Origin of the sequence: Paenibacillus sp. FSL H8-0332 (assembly GCF_037963835.1) — a bacterium.
GTDB lineage: Bacteria > Bacillota > Bacilli > Paenibacillales > Paenibacillaceae > Paenibacillus_AQ > Paenibacillus_AQ rhizoplanae.
The window spans coordinates 2,546,465-2,569,290 of the sequence record NZ_CP150145.1; the positions used below are offsets into that span (position 1 = coordinate 2,546,465).

19 protein-coding genes are annotated in these 22,826 nt (G+C 53.8%); 8 read left to right on the forward strand and 11 right to left on the reverse strand.

Annotation, left to right across the window (positions count from 1 at the left end):
- Window positions 1-85: 85 nt before the first annotated feature.
- The gene (gene helD / locus NST43_RS10780; protein WP_339224348.1) at window positions 86-2,512 is read left to right on the forward strand and encodes an RNA polymerase recycling motor HelD; all 2,427 of its coding nucleotides are present in this window, start codon (window positions 86-88) and stop codon (window positions 2,510-2,512) included.
- A gap of 179 nt (window positions 2,513-2,691) precedes the next feature.
- A complete protein-coding gene (locus NST43_RS10785) occupies window positions 2,692-3,681 on the forward strand; it encodes an aldo/keto reductase family protein (protein ID WP_339224350.1) in 990 nt (329 codons plus the stop codon).
- A gap of 20 nt (window positions 3,682-3,701) precedes the next feature.
- Here the strand turns inward: NST43_RS10785 and NST43_RS10790 are convergent, their stop codons facing one another.
- Entirely contained in the window at window positions 3,702-4,586 is an 885-nt protein-coding gene (locus NST43_RS10790; protein WP_339224351.1) for a LysR substrate-binding domain-containing protein, read from the reverse strand.
- A 287-nt stretch (window positions 4,587-4,873) separates the two neighbouring features.
- Between NST43_RS10790 and NST43_RS10795 the strand changes: the two genes are divergently transcribed.
- The 5 genes from NST43_RS10795 to NST43_RS10815 all read left to right on the forward strand — a co-directional run bounded on the left by NST43_RS10795 (window position 4,874) and on the right by NST43_RS10815 (window position 8,148).
- The gene (locus NST43_RS10795) at window positions 4,874-5,260 is read left to right on the forward strand and encodes a MerR family transcriptional regulator (protein WP_339225392.1); all 387 of its coding nucleotides are present in this window, start codon (window positions 4,874-4,876) and stop codon (window positions 5,258-5,260) included.
- On the forward strand, window positions 5,257-5,790 hold the full coding sequence (locus NST43_RS10800) for a hypothetical protein (RefSeq protein WP_339224352.1): 534 nt from the start codon (window positions 5,257-5,259) through the stop codon (window positions 5,788-5,790). The genes NST43_RS10795 and NST43_RS10800 overlap by 4 nt, the downstream gene beginning before the upstream one ends.
- Window positions 5,791-5,818: 28 nt before the next feature.
- On the forward strand, window positions 5,819-6,403 hold the full coding sequence (locus tag NST43_RS10805) for an AAA family ATPase (RefSeq protein WP_339224354.1): 585 nt from the start codon (window positions 5,819-5,821) through the stop codon (window positions 6,401-6,403).
- A 486-nt stretch (window positions 6,404-6,889) separates the two neighbouring features.
- Complete coding sequence (locus NST43_RS10810; protein ID WP_209994905.1) at window positions 6,890-7,228, forward strand: transposase; 339 nt, start codon at window positions 6,890-6,892, stop codon at window positions 7,226-7,228.
- A 14-nt stretch (window positions 7,229-7,242) separates the two neighbouring features.
- The gene (locus NST43_RS10815) at window positions 7,243-8,148 is read left to right on the forward strand and encodes an IS3 family transposase (protein ID WP_209994904.1); all 906 of its coding nucleotides are present in this window, start codon (window positions 7,243-7,245) and stop codon (window positions 8,146-8,148) included.
- Between the two features lie 295 nt (window positions 8,149-8,443).
- Here the strand turns inward: NST43_RS10815 and NST43_RS10820 are convergent, their stop codons facing one another.
- The 8 genes from NST43_RS10820 to NST43_RS10855 all read right to left on the reverse strand — a co-directional run bounded on the left by NST43_RS10820 (window position 8,444) and on the right by NST43_RS10855 (window position 20,175).
- On the reverse strand, window positions 8,444-9,409 hold the full coding sequence (locus tag NST43_RS10820) for a hypothetical protein (RefSeq protein WP_339224355.1): 966 nt from the start codon (window positions 9,407-9,409) through the stop codon (window positions 8,444-8,446).
- Window positions 9,406-9,900: an RNA polymerase sigma factor gene (locus NST43_RS10825; RefSeq protein ID WP_339224356.1), complete on the reverse strand. Its 495-nt coding sequence runs from the start codon at window positions 9,898-9,900 to the stop codon at window positions 9,406-9,408. The genes NST43_RS10820 and NST43_RS10825 overlap by 4 nt, the downstream gene beginning before the upstream one ends.
- Window positions 9,901-10,109: 209 nt before the next feature.
- Entirely contained in the window at window positions 10,110-12,761 is a 2,652-nt protein-coding gene (locus NST43_RS10830; RefSeq protein ID WP_339224358.1) for a family 16 glycosylhydrolase, read from the reverse strand.
- 271 nt (window positions 12,762-13,032) lie between these two features.
- The gene (locus tag NST43_RS10835; RefSeq protein ID WP_339224360.1) at window positions 13,033-14,622 is read right to left on the reverse strand and encodes a response regulator; all 1,590 of its coding nucleotides are present in this window, start codon (window positions 14,620-14,622) and stop codon (window positions 13,033-13,035) included.
- Window positions 14,623-14,624: 2 nt separating this feature from the next.
- Window positions 14,625-16,463, reverse strand: coding sequence for a histidine kinase (locus NST43_RS10840; RefSeq protein ID WP_339224362.1), 1,839 nt, complete (start codon window positions 16,461-16,463; stop codon window positions 14,625-14,627).
- A gap of 158 nt (window positions 16,464-16,621) precedes the next feature.
- On the reverse strand, window positions 16,622-18,292 hold the full coding sequence (locus NST43_RS10845) for an extracellular solute-binding protein (RefSeq protein ID WP_339224364.1): 1,671 nt from the start codon (window positions 18,290-18,292) through the stop codon (window positions 16,622-16,624).
- A gap of 44 nt (window positions 18,293-18,336) precedes the next feature.
- On the reverse strand, window positions 18,337-19,221 hold the full coding sequence (locus NST43_RS10850; RefSeq protein WP_339224365.1) for a carbohydrate ABC transporter permease: 885 nt from the start codon (window positions 19,219-19,221) through the stop codon (window positions 18,337-18,339).
- A gap of 33 nt (window positions 19,222-19,254) precedes the next feature.
- The gene (locus NST43_RS10855; protein ID WP_209992311.1) at window positions 19,255-20,175 is read right to left on the reverse strand and encodes an ABC transporter permease subunit; all 921 of its coding nucleotides are present in this window, start codon (window positions 20,173-20,175) and stop codon (window positions 19,255-19,257) included.
- Between the two features lie 148 nt (window positions 20,176-20,323).
- On the opposite strand from NST43_RS10855, the gene NST43_RS10860 reads away from it, so the two are divergent.
- On the forward strand, window positions 20,324-21,070 hold the full coding sequence (locus NST43_RS10860) for a glycoside hydrolase family 16 protein (protein WP_339224368.1): 747 nt from the start codon (window positions 20,324-20,326) through the stop codon (window positions 21,068-21,070).
- A gap of 10 nt (window positions 21,071-21,080) precedes the next feature.
- On the opposite strand, the gene NST43_RS10865 is transcribed toward NST43_RS10860, so the two are convergent.
- Both NST43_RS10865 and NST43_RS10870 read right to left on the reverse strand, forming a co-directional pair.
- Window positions 21,081-22,055: a phosphotransferase gene (locus NST43_RS10865; RefSeq protein ID WP_339224370.1), complete on the reverse strand. Its 975-nt coding sequence runs from the start codon at window positions 22,053-22,055 to the stop codon at window positions 21,081-21,083.
- A gap of 87 nt (window positions 22,056-22,142) precedes the next feature.
- Complete coding sequence (locus NST43_RS10870; RefSeq protein ID WP_339224371.1) at window positions 22,143-22,688, reverse strand: MerR family transcriptional regulator; 546 nt, start codon at window positions 22,686-22,688, stop codon at window positions 22,143-22,145.
- Window positions 22,689-22,826 lie beyond the last annotated feature (138 nt).

Here is a 22,826-nt window from a genome sequence, read left to right on the forward strand (position 1 = left end):
TTTATATCTTAATTATAGCAAATGGACATCCGGTTTGTCAACCCGCCTGTTTGGGACTATTTCAAGAAAGAGGAGTGATCCGGTGATGGAGAAGGTAAGCAGCTGGGAGCAGGAGCAGGAGTGGCTGGAGCAGGTCAAGGAGAAGCTGAAATCGGGGATCGCAAGCCTGGAGCCGGAGGTTGGCCAGCTGAAGGAGCAGGCTACGGACATCCGCCGGAGATTCTGGGAAGAAGTAACTGTCAATACGAGTACGGAGGAGGATTTCGAAGAGAGCTTCTTCACGATTACCCAGCAGGACGCAGTCCTGTCTGAACGGGAACGCAGTCATGCGCGGAAGCTGCGGCAATGGAAGAATATGCAGCGGCTGCTGCCGTCGCCTTATTTTGGGCGGATAGATTTTCATGAGGAGGGTCAGAAGGCTGTGGAACAGGTCTATATCGGAGTGTCCTCCTTCATCGAAGAGGATGGTCTGAGCTTCGTGGTCTATGACTGGCGGACCCCGATTGCGAGCCTGTACTACGACTATCCGCCAGGAAAAGCAGCCTTCGACACACCCGGAGGACGGATTAGCGGGACGTTGGAACTGAAGCGGCAGTACCAGATCCGTGACGGTCAGCTCCGGCATTTGTTCGATTCGAGCGTTACGATCGGAGATGAACTGCTCCAGCAGGTACTAGGCAAAGGCGCAGATTCACAAATGAAAAGCATTGTAGCCACGATTCAGGCGGAGCAGAACGCGATTATCCGTAACGATACCAGCCGGATGCTTATTGTGCAGGGGGCGGCGGGCAGTGGCAAAACCTCGGCAGCGCTCCAGCGCGTAGCCTATCTGCTGTACAAACACCGGGAGCGGCTTACGGCGGATCAGATCGTATTATTTTCCCCTAACCCGATGTTCAACAGCTATGTGTCTACCGTTCTTCCGGAGCTGGGTGAAGAGAATATGCAGCAGACGACCTTTCAGGAATATCTGGAAACGTGGCTGGGTCGGGATTACCGGATAGAAGATTCGTTCGATCAGATGGAATATGTGCTTACCGCTCAGCAGGAAGAGGGTTATGACGCCCGTCTTAAGGGAGTCGGATATAAGGCGTCGGAAGCCTTCCTCCGGGCACTTCAGGGTTATGCGCAGTGGCTGAAGCTGGAGGGGATGCTGTTCAAGGACATTTGCTTCCGGGACCGCGTGTTAATCTCGGGGCAGCAGATCAAGAGCAAGCTGTACAGCTATGATCCTTCAATTCGTCTGCCGAACCGGGTGGAGCTGGTACAGAAATGGCTGCTCACCGAGCTGGCGGGACTACAGAAGGAGGAGCAAGGGGCAGCCTGGGTAGAGGAAGAGATGAATTACCTCGACAATGACCAATATGCTGAAGTGCACGGTAAGCTGCACAGAGAGAAGGGCGTGTTCGACTTCGCGGAGAAATACCTTCGCCTGCAGGAGCTGCTGGTGCATAAGCGGGAGCAGGATGAAGGGGACTTCGATTACGCCGAGCGGGAGGAGGCGCTGCTGGGAGAGATGATCGTGAAGGAGCAGTTCAAACCGCTGAGACGGGGGATCAGGAAGTTCACCTTTATCGACATGGCCGGGCTCTACCGTCAATTGTTCAGTGATGAAACGGCCTACAGGGAAATGACAGGTGAAGCGGAGGTACCGGAGCTATGGCCGGAGATCTGTGCGCAGACCCGGGAGATGCTGGATAGCGGGACACTCTGGTATGAAGATGCGACCCCGTATTTGTATTTAAAAGAGCTGATCGAGGGTGTGCGGACGAATACGCAGGTGCGGCATATTTTCGTGGACGAAGGTCAGGATTATTCCATGTTCCAGTATGAGTTCCTCAAAAAGCTGTTTCCGCGTGCCCGCATGACGGTGCTGGGAGACTTCGGCCAGGCGATCTTCACGCAGGCGACGAATCTGTATGGAAGCAGCTCACCGCTGCTAAAGCTCTATGGAGAAGAAGAGACTAACCAGTTCCTGCTGGTCCGCAGCTACCGCTCGACCTTTGAGATTGTGGAGTTCACGAAGCGGCTGCTGCCCGGCGGCGAGGCGATTGTGGCTTTTGAGCGGAGGGGCCGGAAGCCCGTATTGGCTAAGCTGGACAATCATGAGTTGAGGGCGGAGCGTATCGTGAAAGATCTCGCGGAGCTTCAGGCTGAAGGTTACACTTCCATCGCTGTGATTACGAAGACGGCTGACGAGAGTAGAGAAGCTTATGAGATTTTGACTGCCGGAGGGGCTGCCGGGTTGCTTCATATTACCAAGGATACTCCTGCCTTTAAAAAGGGTGTACAGGTGATTCCAGCCTATCTCGCCAAAGGTGTCGAATTCGACGCCGTGTTGATCTACGACGCCTCCCCGCAGACGTACCATAGGGAGAGTGAGCGTAAGCTCTTTTATACGGCATGTACTCGGGCTATGCACCGGCTGCAGTTGTATACTGCGGGGGAGTGGACGCCGTTTGTGGGTGGGGTAGATGGGGAGTTGTATGAGCAGACAGTAGCTGCTCTATAGATCTAAGAAGGCCACTCCAATTTAATGGAGGGGTCTTTGCATGTTGAGCCTGGTTCAACTATGAGAACACAGTGAATGCTCTGTGATATTTTTTTCATATCAAAATACTCGTTAAAAGATATTTCACCTATTAATTGTGATTTGTTACGCTTAAATGGCTATTAAAAGGAGGTAAGAAAATGGAATATCGGAAATTGGGTGCAAGCGGCTTATCGGTCAGTGAGATTGCTTTTGGAAACTGGATTACGCATGGTGCGCAAGTGGATAATGACACCGCCAAAGCTTGTGTCCATGCTGCATTGGACGCGGGAATTACTACATTCGACACCGCAGATGTGTATTCGGACACGAAGGCGGAGACGGTGCTGGGGCAAGTCTTAGCAGGAGTGCGGCGGGAAAGCATCGAGTTATGTACCAAGGTCTATCAGCCTACAGGAACAGGCCCCAATGACCGGGGATTATCCCGGAAGCATATCATGGAAGCTTGTAACTCCTCGTTGAAAAGATTGCAGACGGATTATATAGATATTTATTATGCTCATAGATTTGACAAGAAGGTGCCCTTGGAGGAGACCTTCCTGGCATTCTCTGATCTGGTGCGTCAAGGGAAGGTTCTGTATGTGGGGATCAGCGAATGGACGGCGGAACAGATCACACAAGCTGCGGTTTTGGCCCGGGAGCTGAAGGTACCTCTGGTCGCTAGCCAGCCGCAATATTCGATGTTATGGCGGGTGATCGAAGCGGAGGTGGTCCAGGCTTCCGAGCGGGAAGGGATCGGGCAGGTCGTCTGGTCACCGCTGGCCCAAGGCATTCTTTCCGGGAAATATCTGCCGAATCAACCGGTCCCGCAGGGGTCCCGTGCCTCGACCTCGGCGGGTTCTCCGTTTTTTGAACGATTAGCTGGGCAGTGGCTGCATACAGAGGTTCTTACGGCGGTATCCCGGCTGTCCTCGCTTGCACACGAAGCGGGGCTGACGCTGCCGCAATTGGCCATCGCCTGGGTGCTGCAGAATCCGCAGGTGTCGTCTGCAATCATCGGGGCATCCAGACCAGAGCAAGTACAAGAGAATGTTAAGGCTTCAGGGGTGCGTCTTGGACCTGATTTGCTGGGTGAGATCGACAGAGTACTGGAGGGACTGGTTGAACGTGATCCTGCGAAGACCGGCTGAATCACTCTGTTCGCGCACCTTCACCTGAAATTATGATCTTGTAAAATCTCTACAAATGCAGAGATGACGGCCTGATTCGTATCCGTTCTCCAGGCAGCATAGAAGGGGACAGGCGGCACCTTGTCTTCAAAGGGTCTGAATACGACTCCGCTGCGCTGGAACACGGAAACCGAAGAAGGGACAATGGAAACCCCAAGGTTCGCTGCCACAAGGTTTACAATAGTATACATTTGTACGGCTTCCTGTACAATCTGAGGGTAAACATCATGCTCTGCGCAAAAACCCATAATAAGATCATGAAAAGGAAGCCCGTGCTTACGCGGAAAGAAGATAAAAGGCTCGGAACGCAAAGCGGAGACGGGCAATGCCGATAGTTCAGCCAAGGGATGTTGATCAGGCAATACGGCAACCAGAGTTTCGTTGATCAAGCTGCAATGGTTAATATTCTTGGCCGGCTCAATGAAGCGCATGAATCCAATATGGATGGTACCGTCATGCAACGCCTGCCATTGCTGGGCAGAAGTCATCTCCAGCAGGTTCAGCTGTATTTGAGGGAACCGTTGCCGGAAGATTTTGAGCACATCGACCATGATTCCGCCCTCTGCTGAACCGATGAATGCAATGTTCAAATGTCCAATGATGCCTTGGCTGGCCAATCGTACAGTTTGAATAGACCGCTCCAGTTGAGCTAAGATCCGGGTGGCTTCCTCCCAAAAAACAGATCCCGCTGGTGTGAGGCGGACTTGACGCTTGTTCCGTTCGAATAGCTTCACACCCAGCTCTTGTTCCAGAGCTTGAATCTGCTGGGTCAACGGAGGCTGTGTCATATTTAATTTCTCTGCGGCACGATGGAAATGCAGCTCTTCCGCAACCGCAATAAAGTATTGTAATTTTCGTATATCCATTGTTGTGGTCCTCTTTCCCGGCGAATAAAGAATTGAAGAGTCGTGAAAGCTGCTGTTACATGAATTTTTACAAGCAGTTCCCCTATTCCTCTTGGCATTATAACATATAAAGGAGAGCGGGGAGGGCGGCAGCCGGGGAGCAGAAATCCCATGAAAATGTGAGCGGTGTCTTATTGACATTGCGATTAAGTTACACTACACTGTAACCGATACAGTATAGTGTAACTTTTGTTTTTATAAGAAAGGTGAGTACTATGAATACGTACACTGCAAAGCAATTGGCTGAGGTGTTGCAGAATGAAGATCCGCAGATAAATCTGCGGACGGTCAGGTACTACACGCAGATCGGGATGCTTCCGCCGCTGGAGCTGGCCGGTAACAAGCGGGTCTACACGGATAATCATCTGCATGTTGTGCGTGCCATACTTGTTTTGTCCAAGAGTGGTGAGACGCTGGCCTCGGCGCAGGAGAAGTTGGCGGGCCTGCCGATGGAGGAAATAGTTAAGATTGGTGAGAATCTGCGGATGTACCAGTCGGATCAGCTGCTGCGGAACGAAACGCATGTTGTCAGTGAGGATGTGATTCTCTCGGTTAGTCCGCGCATCTCACCGGTGCTGAAAGAAAAGATGATTGAGACCGTCACCCGGTTACTTCAAGAGGAGGGACACATATGATCCAGGTCCGCTATGCCAAATCTGCAATGGAGAACGAAGAAGGGATGAATCATCTCTGGATTCAGATGGCTCCGCCGGGTCCAGTGCAGAATGCCCGCTTGCAACTCCTTCTTCCGCCAGGACTTCACCGGTCGCATAATCTGAGTGGTGTAGATGAAGACAGCAGCGGAGTGATAAGCATTGGGAACGCGCTGACTGTAACAGATGTATTCATTGAGATCTTCACGCTGGAGCCGATCCCTTGTGGAGACCATACTATTCAGGTTGAGCTGTCCTACACAGGTGCCGATGGAACGGTAACCCATGTGAAGCAGGAAACCCTGCTTAAGGTCGTATCCGAGGAAGAGTCGGCGGAGATTCGTACGGATGATGAAGTGGTGCGCAGAATCAAAGCGCTGCAAGGGGTAGGCAGCAGCAACAGTGAGCTGAGACAGTACAACGAGTACACCCCCGCCAAGCTGATCAGGCTGGACTCCAGCCAGGTGTCGGAATGGGAGAAGAAGTACCGCGTCGAAGGGGCCACCCGATAAGGAATGGAATCTACAGGCAGGGGAATCTATGAATTATGAGAACGCCGGGGATGTTGTGCCGGAGAAGGAGAGGATGATGGAATTGAAATTGCCATTGTTTATTATCACGGGAGCCAGCGGCGTAGGCAAGACAACGGTTATGCACGAGTTGAGGAAGCAGCTGCCTGAATTTGTGCTGTTCAGCACGGATGATGATCATTTCGGAACGACAGGGAAGAAGCTGGAGTATCAGGACCGCTACAACCTGCTGCTACATGCTGCCCAGGCTATTGCTTTGTCTGGACGAGGGACGGTGATCTGCGGGACTATGATGCCATGGGATGCGAAGAAATGTGATGCCTACAGCACATTCAGTGAACTGCACTTTATGAATCTGCACTGTGATGATGCTACCCGCAATTCCCGCCTGCGCAGCCGTGAGGATGCGGCGACCTGGACAGAGGATATGCTTAGGCAGCATGAAGTATTTGCCCAGTGGCTGCTGGATCATGCGGAGACGGATTATGAACCGCCGATGCCTACCTTCGACTCGGCTTCTACGCCGCCAGCCCAGTTAGCGGAGCAACTCAAGGAGTATATCACGTTGAAATGGCAGGAGAGTGTCGGGAAGTAGCAGACGGATCCGGTTGTGTGAACGTGAAGCTGGAGAAATGAAGAGCCAGCGGAGAAGAGCCGACGGACAAATGAAGGACAAAGGGTAAATGAAGAGCAAACGTTAAATAAAGAGCCAACGGACAAATGCCCGTTGGCTCTTAAAGTAACCGCACCTGATCGCACCTGGTCGCACCGATCGCCCCCGAACCTGATATCACACCTCGATGCGGTACCCCCGCCCGCCTTGCCAGTAGGAAATAAGATGATTGGAGTAATTGGATACGCTCAGTAGGAGGGGGGAGCTGAATTAGTTGGATTTTCTCCACTTGCTGATGGCCGATTAGGTAGCTGCTACAACAACAGTTGGAAAAATGGCACTTAAATCTGCCCAGTTCATCCACAGTAGCGAAAACCAACTTTATTAAATGCTGTTTCTCTTAAGCCCCCTAATCAAAGTGGAGACCTTGACATGTAAGAGGTACACTAAGAAGAGGGAGTGGAGCCGATGAGAAGCAACAAGTTGTACGACGAACAGCGGATCAAAGTAGCCCAAGAAGCGATCCATGGAACCAAGATTTCCTTCCTCGCCCGAAAGTACTCCGTCTCACCCAGCACGATTTCCAATTGGGTGAAGTTCTACAAGGAACGGTTTGGAGAAGAGGCTACCCCGTCCGTTCAGGAACGGATTGAAGATGCGGAGCGTGTCCAAGACCTGGAGACGAAGATGGAGACGGCCATTAAGCTACTGGGCGAAAAGGATTTGGAGATCGAACTGCTGCGTGAACTCCTAAAAAAAGCCAACCCCGCTTACAAGACAGACTCGAACTGGCCAACGAAACGATAAAGCGGGGGTATACGGTGACATTGGTGCTACGGATTATAGAGGTTCAACCCTCCACCTACTATGCCCATAAAAAACGTCTCTCGGGGCTTCTAGGCGGCCCTGCTGCAATAACGACGTCGGGCCGTCCGATCCCCTCCTATTCCCTCACCACTGGTGGTCTGCGGGTGAGTGACCTACAGATCGAGGAATGGCTGAGTGAGCTGGTGGAGGGAGAGGAGAACGGCTATGGCTACCGGAACCTCGCCTACGCCCTGTGGGTCCAGCAGGGCTTAATTCTCAACCACAAGAAGGCATATCGGCTGTGCAAGAAACTCGGGCTGCTTCAGAAAAAGCCGGTAAAGAACGTAAAATACCCTCGGCACCTGGCACGAAATCGAGTGGTCACCGGCCCCAACCAACTCTGGCAGATTGACATTAAATATGGATATGTTCATGGCTACGACCGCTTCTTTTTTATCTTTGATATGATTGATGTGTTTGACCGCTGCATTGTTGGCTACCACGTGGGAGCGAGTTGTACAGCCAAGCAAGTCTGTGCCACGTTAAGAGAGGCTCTAGACAGGCGTTTGCAGCCTGGAGACCCCTCTCCGGTCATCCGTTCGGATAACGGCCCGCAATTCTTAAGTGACGTCTTTGGCGAGTTGTGTGCGGAAACACAGCGTCCGCTGGAGCATGAACGAATTCCTCCAAAAACGCCGAATATGAACGCCTACATTGAGTCATTTCATAGCATTTTGGAGAGAGATTTGTATGCAAAAAGGTACTTTGAAACGTTTGAAGAAGCCTATGAAGCAGTCGCAGCCTATATTGAATTTTACAACGAGCGCCGTTTTCATGGCAGTTTGCAGCGTTTGAGCCCCAAGCAATACCAAGCCGCATGGAAAGCGGGCAAGCTAAAACCGATAGAAATAACGCTGTAAACGAGAAACTGCGAAAACACGAGTTTTTAGCAGAATGTCTCCACAATTAGGGGGCCGAACCGGTTTTTCCACTTGCTTCCGTATATTCCGGAGAAAGGGGAAAATTAAGATGCCTTTTTCCATTTGCTTGTTGCCGGGGTGGGGACGAGGACATGGTGGGGCTGGGAAAGCTGCTCGGGTTCTTCCCGGGTTCTCCCTGCCTGTAATTTGTGTCACCCGATTGGACCGTCACGGGGACCAAGAGATGTTAGTTTTCTGCTCTTAATCCTGCCACGTCCCGCTATCCTTCAGCCGCTTAGGGCTTCATGCTGTTCCACAGCGCCTGGAATGCCCCTGACTCAACTTCGAAGAATACGGGAGCCGTACCGTAACGCACGAGCCCCTGACCGAATAAGGTCAGCTCCACCCGGGCCTTGTTATCGAGCTCCAAGTAGATAATCTTGCGGTCTTCGCTGTCATAGATGCCTTGCTCTGTCAGCGGCTCCGCTGCCAGCGGCTTCGCAGTCATGAGTGCTGCAAGGAAGCCGTCCCGTGCTGCCCCTTCCGGCAGCGCCAGATATTGCTGCTGGCCGTTATTCCAGCTGCTGAAGCTCTCCCACTTGGCGGAGGCGATGTGGCCTTCCAGATTCAGCTTACCGAACAGATCGGTGCCGCTGTTAATCGTAATGCCATTCGTGTGTTCGTACAGCTCCGCGAACACCTGGCCGTCAGCCTCCGTATAGGACATTACCGTGAAGCCGGAATCATAACCCTTGACGGCATAGATATCTGTTTCACCGATGTTCGAGGCCAGCTCGGTATACTGATCCTTACTGCTCCATTCGTCGATTCCGCTGGTCGTGCGGCCCAGCTTCTCGCCGCGGAGTGCGGCGGCATCGGCCGCATCAATGCGGGTCGCGGCTTGCGTATAGATATTGCCTTTGTATACGACAAGTCCGACCATATCTACTGCAACGCCGGTACTCTTATCCGGCAGCTCGATCTTGGGAATGACTATCCCTGCGGAATTGCCCGTAGCAGGCGTGCCTGGATCTACCTGGGCCACCTGACCCGGGGCAGACGTTCCATTCAGCTTCTTCATAATGTCCGGTCCGGCCAGGCCGATTCCGGCAGCAACCAGCAAGCTTGCTGCGAGATAGGCCATTCTACGCGGACGGCGTTTCTGTTCCATTTTATTGACCAGTCCTTGCTTCATCGTTTCATTTGATTTCATAGTATCCACCGCTTTCTTGTATTGGTTTCGAAACTGATCTTCGTTCATTCCACTTCTGCTCCTTCCAGCTCCAGTTTTAACAGCTGCCGCCCCCGCTGTAGTCTCATCTTCACGGCAGACTCGCTGATTTGCAGTATTCTACTGATCTCCTGGATGGGGTAATCCTCGTAATAATATAGATGAATCACAGCCTTATACTTCACCGGCAGTGCCAGCACGAGCTGCAGAATGGCCAATTCTTCGGGGTTATCGGACGTAACCGGCTCTACCCCTTCGAGCTTGACCTCGCGCTTTCGCCAGCCTCTGCCCAGCAGATTCTTACAATGGTTGGTAATGACACGGATCAGCCATGCTTTCTGATGTTCGTCATCCTTGAATACTGGAGCTTTCTCTATCAGCTTGATGAAGGTATCCTGAGTAGCTTCTTCGGCATCCTGGCGGCTGCCCAGATGAACCAGGGCAATCCGGTAGAGCATTTCTGCATAGACTTCGTAACTTTGTATCACATGATTGCCCGGCCGGGTCATGGGTTGCTGCATGAGGTTATGCCCTCCTTTATCTATAACACCCTTTAGGACGGCATTCGGTCACATTTTGTTTCCGGTAAATTGTAATTGCTGGATTCCTGTTGCCTGGCGCACAAAAAAACAAGGGAGGAAGAAGTCCTGAGACTTCCTCCTCCCCTGTGACAGAGGTCATATGAAGCGACTGCACATCCGGTCACTTATCTGTTCAGGCCGTGCTGCGGTTATTCGGGGGTTCCCTGGGTCACCCCATGCACATAAGTCTTCCAAGGGGAATCCAGCGCCCCTTGCCCCGGATTATAGGTGAAGGAGTACTCCACGGTATCGCCTTGCTGTAGGTTATTTACCGCATAGGTATAATTACCGTTACCCGCAGAGGTCATAGCCACGTTCTGCTGGCCGCCGTTGTTGATTTTGTAATGCAGGTCGGCGAAGGTAGCGCCGTTCACGTAGAAGAGCAGGTTATTTCCAGTTTTTTTGAGGCCGCGCACCTGATCGCCGATCACAATGACCGCCGGAGACGGTGCGGTCACGGTAATGGTGCTGCTGGCTGTTTTGTTACCGTCCGCTGTTGTAGCCGTTACGGTTGTTGTCCCTGCGGCCAGCCCGGTGACAAGACCGCTCTGGCTTACAGAGGCGGTATTGCTGTTCGCAACGCTCCAGGTAACCTGCTTGTTGGTCGCACCGGACGGCGCCACATTGGCAGTCAGTTGGACGTTCTGTCCGGTCTGCACCTGGGCATTAGCAGGAGTGACGGAGACGCCGCTGACGGAGACGTTGCCCGGATTACCTGGGTTCCCGGGATTCCCGCCGCCGCTGCCTTCCTTGTACACCCGTACATAATCTACCAGCATCGTTGCCGGGATATCAGATGGAGCAGGGGAGAGCCCGCCGTCGAAATGTCCGCCGACCGCCAGATTCATAATCAGGTAGAAAGGCTGGTCGAACGGGGCGTTCGGATTGTTCGGTGCAGCGACAGAATACCATTGCTCTCTACTGACCTTGAAGAAGAACTTGCCGTCCACATACCACTTGACGTTGTCTTCCTCCCAGACCATAGAATACACATGATAGTCATTGGCAAAAGTCTGGCCCTGCGGGAAATGATATTCACCGGCAATATACTTATTCACAGGCCATTGTCCGCCGAAGTGTACGGCGCCGCTGGTCGTGCCGGGAAGCCGTCCCTTGGCTTCCATAATATCAATTTCACCAGAAGCCGCCCATGCCCCGTAAGCGGCATCCTTCGGCAGCATCCAGAGTGCGGGCCAGATCCCGTTGCCTGTCGGCAGCTTGGCACGGATATCTACTCTGCCGTACTGGAAGGACAGATGATCCTTGGTGTTGATTTTGCCGGAGGAATATTGTGCATACCGGTTCGGGTCCTGCGGGAAGGACTTCGGATCGTTCTTGGCCCGGATATTCAGTTGTCCGTTCTGGACAAATACATTCTCGGTACTATTCGTATAATGCTGCAGCTCGTTATTCCCCCAGCCCCAGCTATTGGGGTCATTCGTAATATAGTAGCCTTGTTCATAATTCCATTTGCCGGTATCAAGCGTGGTCCCGCTGAACTCATCCTGCCAGAGGAGGTTCATGCCTGCGACAGCCGGGTCTGACGGGGTTCCCAGCGTAATATCTTCCTGGTCGCTCTCATCCGGTCGAGGAGCATTCGGATTGCCGGTGAAGGTGTAATAGACATAATTGCTGCCGACATTTCCGCCTTGCTGCCCGTTCAGCGGATAGCCGATGCGGATCTCCATATTTACCTGGATCGGCTGGAACCACAGTCCGTAGACATGATCGGCCCAGTAGCCCCACTGGTTGGCGGCGGACATATTGTTGTAGCCGTTACCGGCGTAGACGAATCCGCTCTGGCCGGAATTGCTCAGATCCACCCACTGGCCGCCGGTTTTGATCTGATAGACGAATTTGCCAAGCTCGGTGCCAATCGGTGCGCCCCCGTCGATCTTAGGCAGGGGGAAGCCAATGGAGCCGCTGTTATCTGCGGTGTAAGCCGTACCGTCATAGGCTGTCAGGACATATGAATTACGGACCGGCTGGTTGAAGGTGATGGTATAGACGAGACTGGCGGAGGAGGTCTTCGATGCCAGCTTGACGTTGATGGATTCGGTAACGGTGAACCAGTACCCGCCGCCCCCCTCGGTGAACTGGCCGAAGTTGCTGTCATAGATCCAGCCGCTCTCTGCATTGTTGTCAATGTCAATCCAGGTGCTGCTGCCCACCGGTTTCACGAATACTTTGAGATCATCTGCCACGGCTTCATAAGTTAAGGCCGGATCATTGTTGAAGGTGGGGTAGGTGAAGCCTGCACCGCCCGTAAAGCCTGCTGTAATCTGCGGCCCTTGGGTAGGTGCCATTGCGGAGATCGTGGTTGTGTTCAAATTCTGAAAAGCAAGGGTGTAGTTCAGCGTAACTGCATTATTCGCTTTGGAGTAGAGCTGGATTTCGGTTGTCGCCGAGAGGGTGAACCAGTAGCCGTTCTTCCCGCCGTCGCTCCAGTGCCCCCAGTTCTGGTTGTAGACGTAACCGCCTGCGCTGTCGATGTCTACCCAGTTGCCATTTACTTTCACTTTGACGCCCACATCATCCGACACATCACTCCAGGTGGCCGAGCCACCGTTGAACACAGGCATAACGAAGCCATAGCTCGCTTGCCCGACGCCGGATTTGGAGATTACAGGACCGTCTGCCGCTGAGAAATAAGTCATGGAGCTAACCGTTACACCCGCTGCGTCCGCCTTCTGAATTCTCGATGCAGGCAACAGGCCGGTGCCGGCCAGCATCACCATAACCAGGAACACACTGAGTACCTTCTGCATAAATCCGTGATCCCTAAGCTGAAGTCGTTTCATACTTGCCCTCCTTTAATTAAATGGTAGTGAAGGTAACCGCTTACATATGAGAGAACATCTTTATTCTATCGAATCTTATATACCGCTAAAAGGGACAATCCTTTTTGTTATGACCCAATTTTTTGTGTTCTACCGTTTGCTCTGCTGAAAACCCTAGCCTGCGAAGCAAGGAACATCTTCTCGCAATAGGCTGGCGCAAGGCGGATGGGCCGAATGTACGCTCAATAGCGATTGGAACAACGTTCCGTTAGCGGAGCGTCCACCCAAGTGCTCACGTTGATCTTACCTCAAAATCGTGGTTGTCCCGGTAATCTTCTTCCCGTTCCAGCTTCCGGCGGGTCAGCAGACGGTATTCGGTGGGCTGCATATTCATGGCTTCGCGGAAGGCCCGGGTGAAGCTTTTGTAACTCTCATACCCGACCATGGAGGCAATCTCAAGAATTCTCTGGTCGGTCTCGGCCAGCAGGCGCCGGGCTTTGTCTAGCCGCACATCACGCAGGTATTCGGCGAACCCCTTGCCGATATTCTTCTTGAACTGGTTGGAGAAATACGCGTAATTCAGCGAGACATGGTTGGAGACCATCGCCAGATCCAGCGGCTTGTGGTAATTCTCGTGGATGAACCGGATGGCCTCGTTCAAGTCCTGGGAGCTGCGGTAGCTGCACTTGTAATCGTAGTAGAACTGGTTCAGCCGCAGGAGCTGCTGCTGCAACGCCTGAATGTAATCGCGGATGCCGGGATAATCGAACAGGTTGCGCAGGCACTGGAGGTCGAGTGCTTCTTCGCCCATATAAGGACGGATGACACGCTCATACTCCTCCATCATCTGAACGACGGCACGGCATAGCTGCTGGGTGTAGCGGATATGGTAACGCTGCAGCACATCCTTGTGGAAGAGACCGGAGATCCCTTGGGCAATGCTGCCGCTGTTCTTGGTGCCGGTCAACTGGAACAGGGTATACAGCTCCTCATAAGGAAGCTCCCATTGCTGCTCCAGCCGCTCGATGTGCCGGGGGAGCAGGCAGCGCTTCTCCGGAAAAAGGAAGCTGTGGCGGTATAGCTCAACTCCCTGCGTATAGCTGCCCGGCAGGCTTCTTAATCCCTGCTGCGGGCCGGTCATGGCGGTAATAACTTCAACCTGCTCAGCGGCGAGCGCAGCCGGGAAGACATCAGGATCAACAGCTGCATCCACCGCCAGAATGAGATAAGGACGGTGCTGGAGACAGATACAGCCCTGTCTGCCATATACCCGATAGGCAACGGATTCTATGCTATGGCTGCTGCTGGCCCCCGGCTGGTTAATCCACAGCTCCTCGCGCAGCAGGCAGAGGCGGTAGCTGCGCCACAGCTCCGTGTTCTGCTGCTCGGTCTCCGCAATCCAGGTCTCATCTCCCGCCGCACCCTGCATATACATACGCAGCTCCTTGCGGTCCGCCTCCCGGGCCAGACGGGAGAGCTGTTCGAGGCTGCTGGAGAGCGACCTTCGCGTCTCTATCTCCTGCCAGACATGCTCTACCGAGGCTTGCAGATCCTCGCGCTTCACGGGCTTAAGCAGATAACCTTTGGCCCCCAGCCCGATGGCCTTCTGGGCATAGGCGAAATCGCTGTAGCCGCTAATAATCAGGTAATCCACTGTAAGTCGTTCCTGACTGGTCTGCGTCATAAGCTCCAGGCCATCCATGTCCGGCATACGGATATCGGTAATTACGAGCTGGATGCTGTGCTGGCGCAGCAGCTCCAGTGCTTCGATTCCATTGGCAGCGCTGTAGATATGGCCGGGCTGCAGCGGGAATTGGCGCAGCATCGCCTGCAGCCCGTCGCGGATATGCTTTTGATCGTCCACAATCAGAATGTTGATCATGTCTACCAACCTCCAAGATTCACATTTTCCCAGGGCAGCCGGATGGTTACAGAGGTATAGGCTCCTTGTATGCTGTCGATCCAAAGACCAGAGTCGCTGCCGTAGTGCAATTGCAGGCGCTTATGTACATTCTCCAGCCCCAGGCCGCTATTGCTGCTGATAATCGGTGTGTCCGAATGGCCGAGTAGTACAGACTGCAGACTGTCCAGCATCAGCGGATCTACTCCGGTACCGTCATCACGGATCTCAATCAGCAGCAGGCTGTCCTTCTCTACACGTACCGAAATGCCGATATGAACACTGCCGCCCGAGGGGGCCGCATGGTGTACGGCGTTCTCGACGATGGGCTGCATGCACATTTTGGGAATATTATAGCGCTGCACCTCAGGGGGAAGATCCGCCGCGAGTTCAATGTTTCCGCCCTCCATGAAGTTGATGAACCGGATGTAGCTCTGAATGTTGGCCAGCTCTTCACCGAGGGTAACGGTGTCGCTGCGCCACATCATGCTGTAACGCAGCAGTGAACCCAGCGACACAAGGGCACCGGCAATCGCAGGCTGCCGCTCAACCTCCGCGCGCATTCGGATTGACTCCAGTGCGTTGTACAGGAAATGGGAATTAATCTGTGAGTGCAGGGAGTGGAGCTGGGCGTTCTTGGCGATTAGCTGCTTATCCACGACCTGGGTCATCAGGCGCTGGATTTCGTCCAGCATATTATTGTAGCTGACCGCCACGTAGTCGATCTCGTCACCGGTTTCGTTCTCCCGGAGTCCCGTATCAATCTTGGCATCGAGCTGGCCCCTGCGCACCTTGCGCATGGAGACCAGCACCTTCTCTAGCCGGCGGAAGATCCGCCGGGTCATCCGGGAGACGAGCAGCAGCATCAGCAGCAATACACAGGAGGTGACAGCGATTACGATCAGGTACCAGTTCCGCGGGCCCTGCATCATCACCTGGCGGGAGGCGATATCGACCACATAGGCGTTCAGCGGAGCAATGTAACGGTACAGCGCATAGTAGGTCTGATCCCCGGAATGAATCTTAATCGGGGTCTTCTGCTCCAGCACCTCCAGTTGCTCATGAACCCCGGTCAGGATGTCGTCCAGCTTCTCCCCGGCCTTCTGCGGGAACTCATGCCCCGGGAGGTATACATTGCGGGAAGCATCCGAGCCGTCCATGATCACCGTGAAGAAATCCCGCCCGCTGTCCTCCAGCAGATCGCTGAAAAAAACACTATGCCTGGCGCGGATCTCCATAATGGTCGGGAGCTTCTGCTGCTGGCCCTGAAGCCGCACCAGCCTGTAGTAAGACAGCGTATCACTGCCATCCCTGAAGGAGAAAAGCCTGAAGGCGGCGCCGCCTTCATCGCGGAGCGTCATCCAGTAATCCTGCGGCCGGAACTTGGAATAATGATAGATTTCCGGCCAGATCTCATATACCTTGGGGTTATCGACATAGAAGCTCAGCGAGCTGATCATCTCATGGCTTTGAATAATATTGTGCATTTGCTCATACTGGTTCTGCTTGAATTTCACGAGCCGCAGACCCTCTCCGCGCATATTGGAGTGAATGAAATCCACAAATGCCTTTTGCGTCAGGGCAGTCGCGGAAGCGTTCTCAAGAATGTCCATCCGGCTGCGCAGCCGTTCGTTCAGACGGGCGACATGATTGCTGCCTTCCGCCATGGCTTCCTTGTAGAGCTGACTCTCCTGGGTGCGGATGAACAGGAAGGAGACCACAATGGCAGGGATGGCAATCATCAGGCTGAAGGCCAGGAAGAGCTTTTGCGAGATGCGGGAATTGCGGTATAGCCGCCTTGCGGTTGTCAGCGTAGCCTTCATCTGGAATCCCTCCCATCCCAGTAATATAGCACAGATTACCAATCGGCTGGTAGGCCATAAGGCATTGCAGCCTGAGGCGGATTCCTTTCTAAGCAGGGAATACCGGCAGCCCTTCCGGCCGCCGGTACACAGTAGGTTATAGGGGGTATTCCTTTTCCTTATTCCGCCATTTTGGCCTTGCGGGCATCCAGCTCCGTCTGGCGGAACTCCATGACCTGCGCGAAGCCGTAGCTGTCGCGGCGGGAGAGGAAGCTCTCGAAGATTTTGTCAAAAGCCGCTTCGTCCTTGGCCGTAATCAGCTCAGGCAGCACTTCCTCCCAGTTCTGGGAGATCCGTGACCAGGCAACCGCCACCTCGGAATCGCCAAGCGGGTCCAGCCCTTTGTAGATCCCGCTGTCGATATCGGCCTGTGCATTGGCGAAATCCTCCATCTGCTTGATCACAGGCGCTTTCTCCGGTCTCCACTGGTTGACGATAACCGGATTGCGCATCATCCAGTACGTATCCAGAATGCCGTCTTCCTTCTCCAGCTTCTCGATATTGCTGCCCAGCATGTCTGCGAATTCGGCCTTCAGCTGCGGCTTGCCGTCCACGTTATCCCAGGTTTCGCCTTCCTTGCCGAGGAACAGGTCACGCTGGCCTTCTTCGCTGGCGAGGTAGGTCAGGAAGCGGATCGCCCGCTCCGGATTCCCGGTGGACTTGCTGATCATCGTCACCATCCAGCCGTCCATGTTGCCGGGGAACAGCTTGGCGCTGTCGCCCTTACTGTTCTGAGGCCCGTCAACGGCGATGTAGTTAGAGTCCGGGTTAGCCCCCGCAGCCAGCATCGGATTGACAGCGGTCATGCCGGTCCATTCGCGGATCATCATGAAGTAGCGGGCGTTGTTCGTTTTCTCTTCCACCTGAGTATCGGAATCGACCAGGAAGTCCACGTTAATCAATCCGCGCTCGTAAGCGGTGCGGAAGGTCTTGAGCCAGGCGATATAATCGGGATCGGTCATGCGGTCATAGACGCTGCCGTCCTTCTCATGCGGAACGGCCAGCAGATTCTGGAGATATTCCGTCATCCCGTAAGGGACATTCCCCTGCGCGAAAAAGGGGCTGATCGGCTGACCCTTATACTCGGCATATTTGTCCTTCAGCAATTGCAGCGCCCCCAGGAAGCCGTCCGGAGTACTGAGATCCGGTCTGCCCATCTCCTCATACAGATCCTTTCGAACGAGGAAGGTCTGGTTGGCTGCGGTCATACCGGTCTCATGCATCAGATTGGGGCTGTAGGAATCATTCGGAACCCCGTAGGTGTTGCCGTTCTCCTGCCGGTACCACTTCAGCGTACCGTCTCCGGCGACCTTGAAGAAGTAAGGATCGTACTGATCGGCCAGTTCGTTGAGGGCATAGACATGATCGCCTTCCCACAGCTTTTTGACAGCGGTCTCCCAGGAACCCATGGTGATGAGGTCCGGCAGCTTGCCCGAGGTCATCATCAGCGTGATTTGCTCATTCGCTTCACCGGAGGGAACCTCCAGCTTGACGTTGACGCCTGTTTTCTCCGTGACATATTTGGAGGCGTGGCTCTCGCCCCAGGTGTGGGCATACCAGTTCGCGCCAACGAACCAGGTTAGATCTACCGGGCTGGTATCGAGCTTCCAGGCAGGCTCATCACCGTTCAGCTTGGCTTCGGCCGACGGCGAGGGCGAGGCTTCAGCCTGCGGTGCAGCCGTTGGGGTATTCTCCTTGCTTGCGGAATTGCTGCTGCAGGCGGCCAGCGTTAACGTTAAGGTTACGGCCAGCAGAGCGGCTAAGACGGGCCTTACAGGTTTGCTTTTCACGTAAGAATCATCCTTTCGGTATGGTGTAGAATGCTTCATTGCCGCTACCCCTTAATCGCGCCGATCATCACGCCCTTGACCAGATAACGCTGAATGAAGGGGTAAAAGATCAGGATCGGCAGCGTAGCCACCATCATGGAGGCGAATTTGATCGAGTTGCCGGGCAGCCGGGCACCGAATTGGGCCATGGCCTGCTGCTGCATGAAGGACATGGAGTTCTCGGCGATGATTTTGTACAGCATGGTCTGCAGCGGCAGCAGCTCCTGGGAATGGATGTAGATGACACCCTGATAATAATCATTCCAGTGATAGACGGCGGAGAAAAGCGCAATGGTCGCAATGACCGCCATGCTGTTAGGCAGTACAATCCGGAACAGCACGCCGTAATCCGAAGCGCCGTCTACCTTGGCCGACTCCTCCAGGCTGTCAGGAATGGTGCGGAAGAAGCTCATAAATATAACCATATTGAAGAAAGTATACATCGACGGGATAATGAACACCCAGAAGCTATCATACAGGCCCAGCTTCGTCATGAGAATGAAGGAGGGAATCAGCCCGCCTGAGAACAGCATCGTAATCAATGAGATTTTGAGATACAGCTTGCGGCCCATTAAGTTGGCCTTGCTCATTCCGTAAGCAATGATTGCAGTGAACAGCACATGCACTACCGTTCCGATTACCGTACGCAGCGTTGTGATGTAGAAGCCGTTCATCAAGGTTCTGTCGTTAAAAGCAACACTGTAGCTGGCGAGCGACAGCTCTTTGGGAAACCAGTTGACGGTACCCAGCGAAGCCTGCGCCGGTGAATTCAGCGAGTTGACGAGCACGAACCACATCGGGTACAGCGTCAGGAAGCAGACTGCCAGCATCAGCAGGGTGTTGATAAGCTCAAAAGCGCCAATCCGCCGCAAACCTCCGCGTCTTGCCATGAATCTGTTGTCTCCTTTCCAGGTGGAGTCGGGTTAAAAAATACTGTCCCCGGTTAACTTCTTGGACGTCTGATTGGCTAACAGGAGCAGCCCCAGCGCGACAATCGAACGGGCAAACAGGACAGCGGTGGAGAAGGAGTGACGCCCGGAGACCAGCCCCATGTTATAGATGTAGAGGTCCAGACTCTCCGCCATCTTCATGTTCATGTTGTTCTTCAGCATGAAGATCTGCTCAAAGTTGCTGCCGAGTATTCCGCTGACGGCGAGGATGAACAGAATCGCAATCGTGGGGCGGATGCTCTGAACCGTGATATGCCACATCCGTTGCCAGCGGTTCGCTCCATCCAATTCGGCTGCCTCATACAGCCCCGGATCAATGCCGGCTATGGCTGCTATGTAGATGATGGCACTCCAGCCGGTCTCCTTCAGCGTATCGGTGAAAAAGGTAATCCACCAGAAGTACTTAGGGTCGCTGTTAAACAGGATCTCCCGGTCCTGAAGCCCCAGAGCCATCATCAGCTGGTTGATTACACCGCCCTCGCCCAGCCAGTTGAGTGCGATGCCGCCGAAGATCGTCCAGGCAATGAAATGGGGCAGGTAAGAGATGGTCTGCACCGTACGCTTGAACCGGAGACTGCGGATCTCATTCAGCAGCAAAGCGAAGAAAATAGGGATGGGAAAACCCAGCACGAGCTTGATCGTACTCATGCCGAGGGTGTTGCGGATCGAACGCCAAAACCGGTCATCTGTGACGAAATCCTGAAAATGCTTCAGACCGACAAATGGAGACTCCAGCATGGGCTTCGCGATGCTGAAGTCCATAAAGGCAATGATCAGCCACAGCATAGGGACGTAACAGAAGATGAACATCCAGAGGATGCCCGGGATCACCATGCTTTGCAGCTGCCATTGCCTGAGAAGCGCTTTCATTTGTTCCGTTCTCGTGTGGAACATATCTTGTGCCCCCTTCCTCTATCATCGTATGAGAAAAGAGCAGAGGAAAAAAGGCCATGATTATTGACCCTATCCCAATTTTTTGGATTCCGCCCACGGGGGCCGGAAATTCATTATGCTGTGATTAAACGGAAGGAGTGTGCAGTGGATGAACAAGCTTGTATGGGAGCAGGATTTCACAAGTGAAGCGGCGGATTTGAAGCTCTGGAACATTCGCCTGGGTAACGACCTGCTGGACAATGACGGGAATCCCGTATTTCCGGGCTGGGGCAACGGGGAGCAGCAGTTCTATACAGGGCATCCGGGGAATCTGTCTATCGGAGAGGAAGGATTGCAGCTATGTGCGCGCCGCGAAGTGACGGAGCAGGAGGGGCGGAGCTTCGCGTATACCTCGGCACGGCTGGATACGAAGGACCAGTTCTCTTATTGCTACGGCAGGCTGGTCGTGCGCGCCAAGCTGCCGGTAGGGCAGGGGCTCTGGCCTGCCATCTGGCTGCTTCCGCAGGATCAGGCTTACGGCCCTTGGCCTGCTTCCGGTGAGATCGATATCCTGGAGGCGAAGGGACGTCTGCCCAGGCACATAGCGGGAACGCTGCACTATGGGCCGGATCTGGAGCATAAGGTCGTCGAAGAATTCACCCATGAGCTGGAGCGCGGAACGATTGATGAATTCCGGGAGTATGCGCTGGAATGGGACGAAGGCTCCATAAGGTGGCTGGTAGACGAGCACTGCTTCGCAGAGCGGCGGCTGGAACCGGGTGTCATGCCGTTTGATCAGCCGTTCTATCTGCTGCTTAATCTTGCCGTTGGCGGGTGGTACGATCCGGTCGCGGTAGATGAAGCTGCGCTGCCTGCGGTAATGACGGTGTCGAGCATCCGGCTGTATCAGAGCTAAGGACAATCCCTCAGATCCCGGCAAAAATATCATTCAAGCGCTCCCAGTTGGCCGCGATCCAATGATTCTCCTGACGGAAGCGGACGAGCGGAGGGAATTCATCCTGCTGAGGCACAGCAATCCATTCGGCTTCCTTCCACCACGTTAATTTCAGTGACCGGATGAGTGTACTTGCAGGCAAGGGGGTATATTCACGGTAGCCCGTCACGAAGGCACGTACCCGGTCCAGCCCGATTCCGTCCTCAGATAACGCGCAGGAGAGGATCGGCCGGGCTATATCAAACTCCGGGTAGACGAAATGCAGCCGGTCGAAGTCAAGGATCGCCGCCACCTGATCTGCCCTGAACAGCATATTATCCACGAACAGGTCCCGGTGTCCCCAGCCCCGTTCGCAGTCCGCGAAGATGCCAGTGTCCATCCGGTCGATGATCCTCCGCTGAAGCTCAAGCGCCGATAGAGTATCCTCGCTCTGCCGGGCGGTGGCCTGGAGATAGCGTGCCTCCCAGTTTCTCACCATAGACGCCTGGCTGCGGACCTCCCAGTACAGTGGCAACGAAGCAGGCCGTGCGTTCAGCACCTTGTGCATCCGGCCCACTACCCTGCCTAGGGCATACATCTGCTGCTCGGTTGCCGAGCCTGGCGCAATGCTGTCACCGTCACACAGGTTCATCAGGACATACCGTTCCTGTGAAGGCGTTCTCAACACATAATTCCCCTGGTGCGAAAATAGCTTCGGAACAGGAAGGCCTTCCAGGTACAGATGATCCTGATGGCTTAAGGAGACCTCCAGTCCGCGGGTGAGGGGTTCAGGGTAACGGATCTTGCTGTACTGCTTCACGAACAGACGGCCATGATCACTGTCCAGTCTCCATTTCAGATTCAGGAAGCCCTGATCGATCTGGACCGCTTCAGTGACATGCACTTCGAATTGTTCTGCCATGGAGCCCAGGATTTCATCCCGGATTCTTGCGGCGGTGTCTGACATACAATATCTCCTCACCGGGGTAATATAGGGCTGGGTTAGCGAAGTCTTCACACTAGTGTAATCTCTGTAATGCTGAAAGAGACAGGGTTATAGGAATGAAAAAAAAGAGCGCAATAGACCTCGCTTCCTTGGTGGAGACGTCAGCCTGCCAGCGGCAACCGGATAAAGCTCTTCATGCGGGGAGAGGGATGGACTGCCGGGCTTCTGCATCGTTTCCAGCGACGCGGATAATTCCTTAATCATTACTCGCATATCCTCAAGCTCTGCACGCTGCTGGAGCAGCTGTACCGAAACGATCTCGCTCGCTTTTTGATCCAGTGCATGTTCAATATACTCGATCCGGGACCATATTTTATTCATAGGGTCACCGTCTGTATATAGGCTTGGATTCTCATACAGCGAGCCCTTTGGCAGCTTGTCGTTCGTGAGATCCGGATCTATGCCTTCCAGTGCTTCCCCCTGATTAATACGGTCTTTAATATGATTGAGCTGGCCGATTTGCTGCTCCGAGAAGGTATAATGTCCAAGACGGTCCTTTGGAAAGAAATTGGGGAACATGGCCGCCCAGCGTTTGATCGTAGTCTGGCTAACGGACAGCAGCTCCGCAGCTTCCTTTGTTTTCAGAATTTCCAATTCAATCCCTCCAGTGTAGTAGTCTTCTATGAGTAATTCGTTATTCTTCGGCGGCCCCCTGCACAGGTGACAAAGGAAGTGCTGATTCGCCAAGCAAAGTGGAATTACGACTATTCTTGCTCTCTAGAGAGCAGTGAA

What these genes read in the sequence shown, in the direction of transcription:
- helD (WP_339224348.1), top strand. Translation starts at nt 86, where the DNA reads ATGGAGAAGGTAAGCAGCTGGGAGCAGGAGCAGGAGTGGCTGGAGCAG.
- NST43_RS10785 (WP_339224350.1), top strand. Translation starts at nt 2,692, where the DNA reads ATGGAATATCGGAAATTGGGTGCAAGCGGCTTATCGGTCAGTGAGATT.
- NST43_RS10790 (WP_339224351.1), bottom strand. Translation starts at nt 4,586, where the DNA reads ATGGATATACGAAAATTACAATACTTTATTGCGGTTGCGGAAGAGCTG.
- NST43_RS10800 (WP_339224352.1), top strand. Translation starts at nt 5,257, where the DNA reads ATGATCCAGGTCCGCTATGCCAAATCTGCAATGGAGAACGAAGAAGGG.
- NST43_RS10805 (WP_339224354.1), top strand. Translation starts at nt 5,819, where the DNA reads ATGAATTATGAGAACGCCGGGGATGTTGTGCCGGAGAAGGAGAGGATG.
- NST43_RS10810 (WP_209994905.1), top strand. Translation starts at nt 6,890, where the DNA reads ATGAGAAGCAACAAGTTGTACGACGAACAGCGGATCAAAGTAGCCCAA.
- NST43_RS10820 (WP_339224355.1), bottom strand. Translation starts at nt 9,409, where the DNA reads ATGAACGAAGATCAGTTTCGAAACCAATACAAGAAAGCGGTGGATACT.
- NST43_RS10825 (WP_339224356.1), bottom strand. Translation starts at nt 9,900, where the DNA reads ATGCAGCAACCCATGACCCGGCCGGGCAATCATGTGATACAAAGTTAC.
- NST43_RS10830 (WP_339224358.1), bottom strand. Translation starts at nt 12,761, where the DNA reads ATGAAACGACTTCAGCTTAGGGATCACGGATTTATGCAGAAGGTACTC.
- NST43_RS10835 (WP_339224360.1), bottom strand. Translation starts at nt 14,622, where the DNA reads ATGATCAACATTCTGATTGTGGACGATCAAAAGCATATCCGCGACGGG.
- NST43_RS10840 (WP_339224362.1), bottom strand. Translation starts at nt 16,463, where the DNA reads ATGAAGGCTACGCTGACAACCGCAAGGCGGCTATACCGCAATTCCCGC.
- NST43_RS10850 (WP_339224365.1), bottom strand. Translation starts at nt 19,221, where the DNA reads ATGGCAAGACGCGGAGGTTTGCGGCGGATTGGCGCTTTTGAGCTTATC.
- NST43_RS10855 (WP_209992311.1), bottom strand. Translation starts at nt 20,175, where the DNA reads ATGTTCCACACGAGAACGGAACAAATGAAAGCGCTTCTCAGGCAATGG.
- NST43_RS10860 (WP_339224368.1), top strand. Translation starts at nt 20,324, where the DNA reads ATGAACAAGCTTGTATGGGAGCAGGATTTCACAAGTGAAGCGGCGGAT.
- NST43_RS10865 (WP_339224370.1), bottom strand. Translation starts at nt 22,055, where the DNA reads ATGTCAGACACCGCCGCAAGAATCCGGGATGAAATCCTGGGCTCCATG.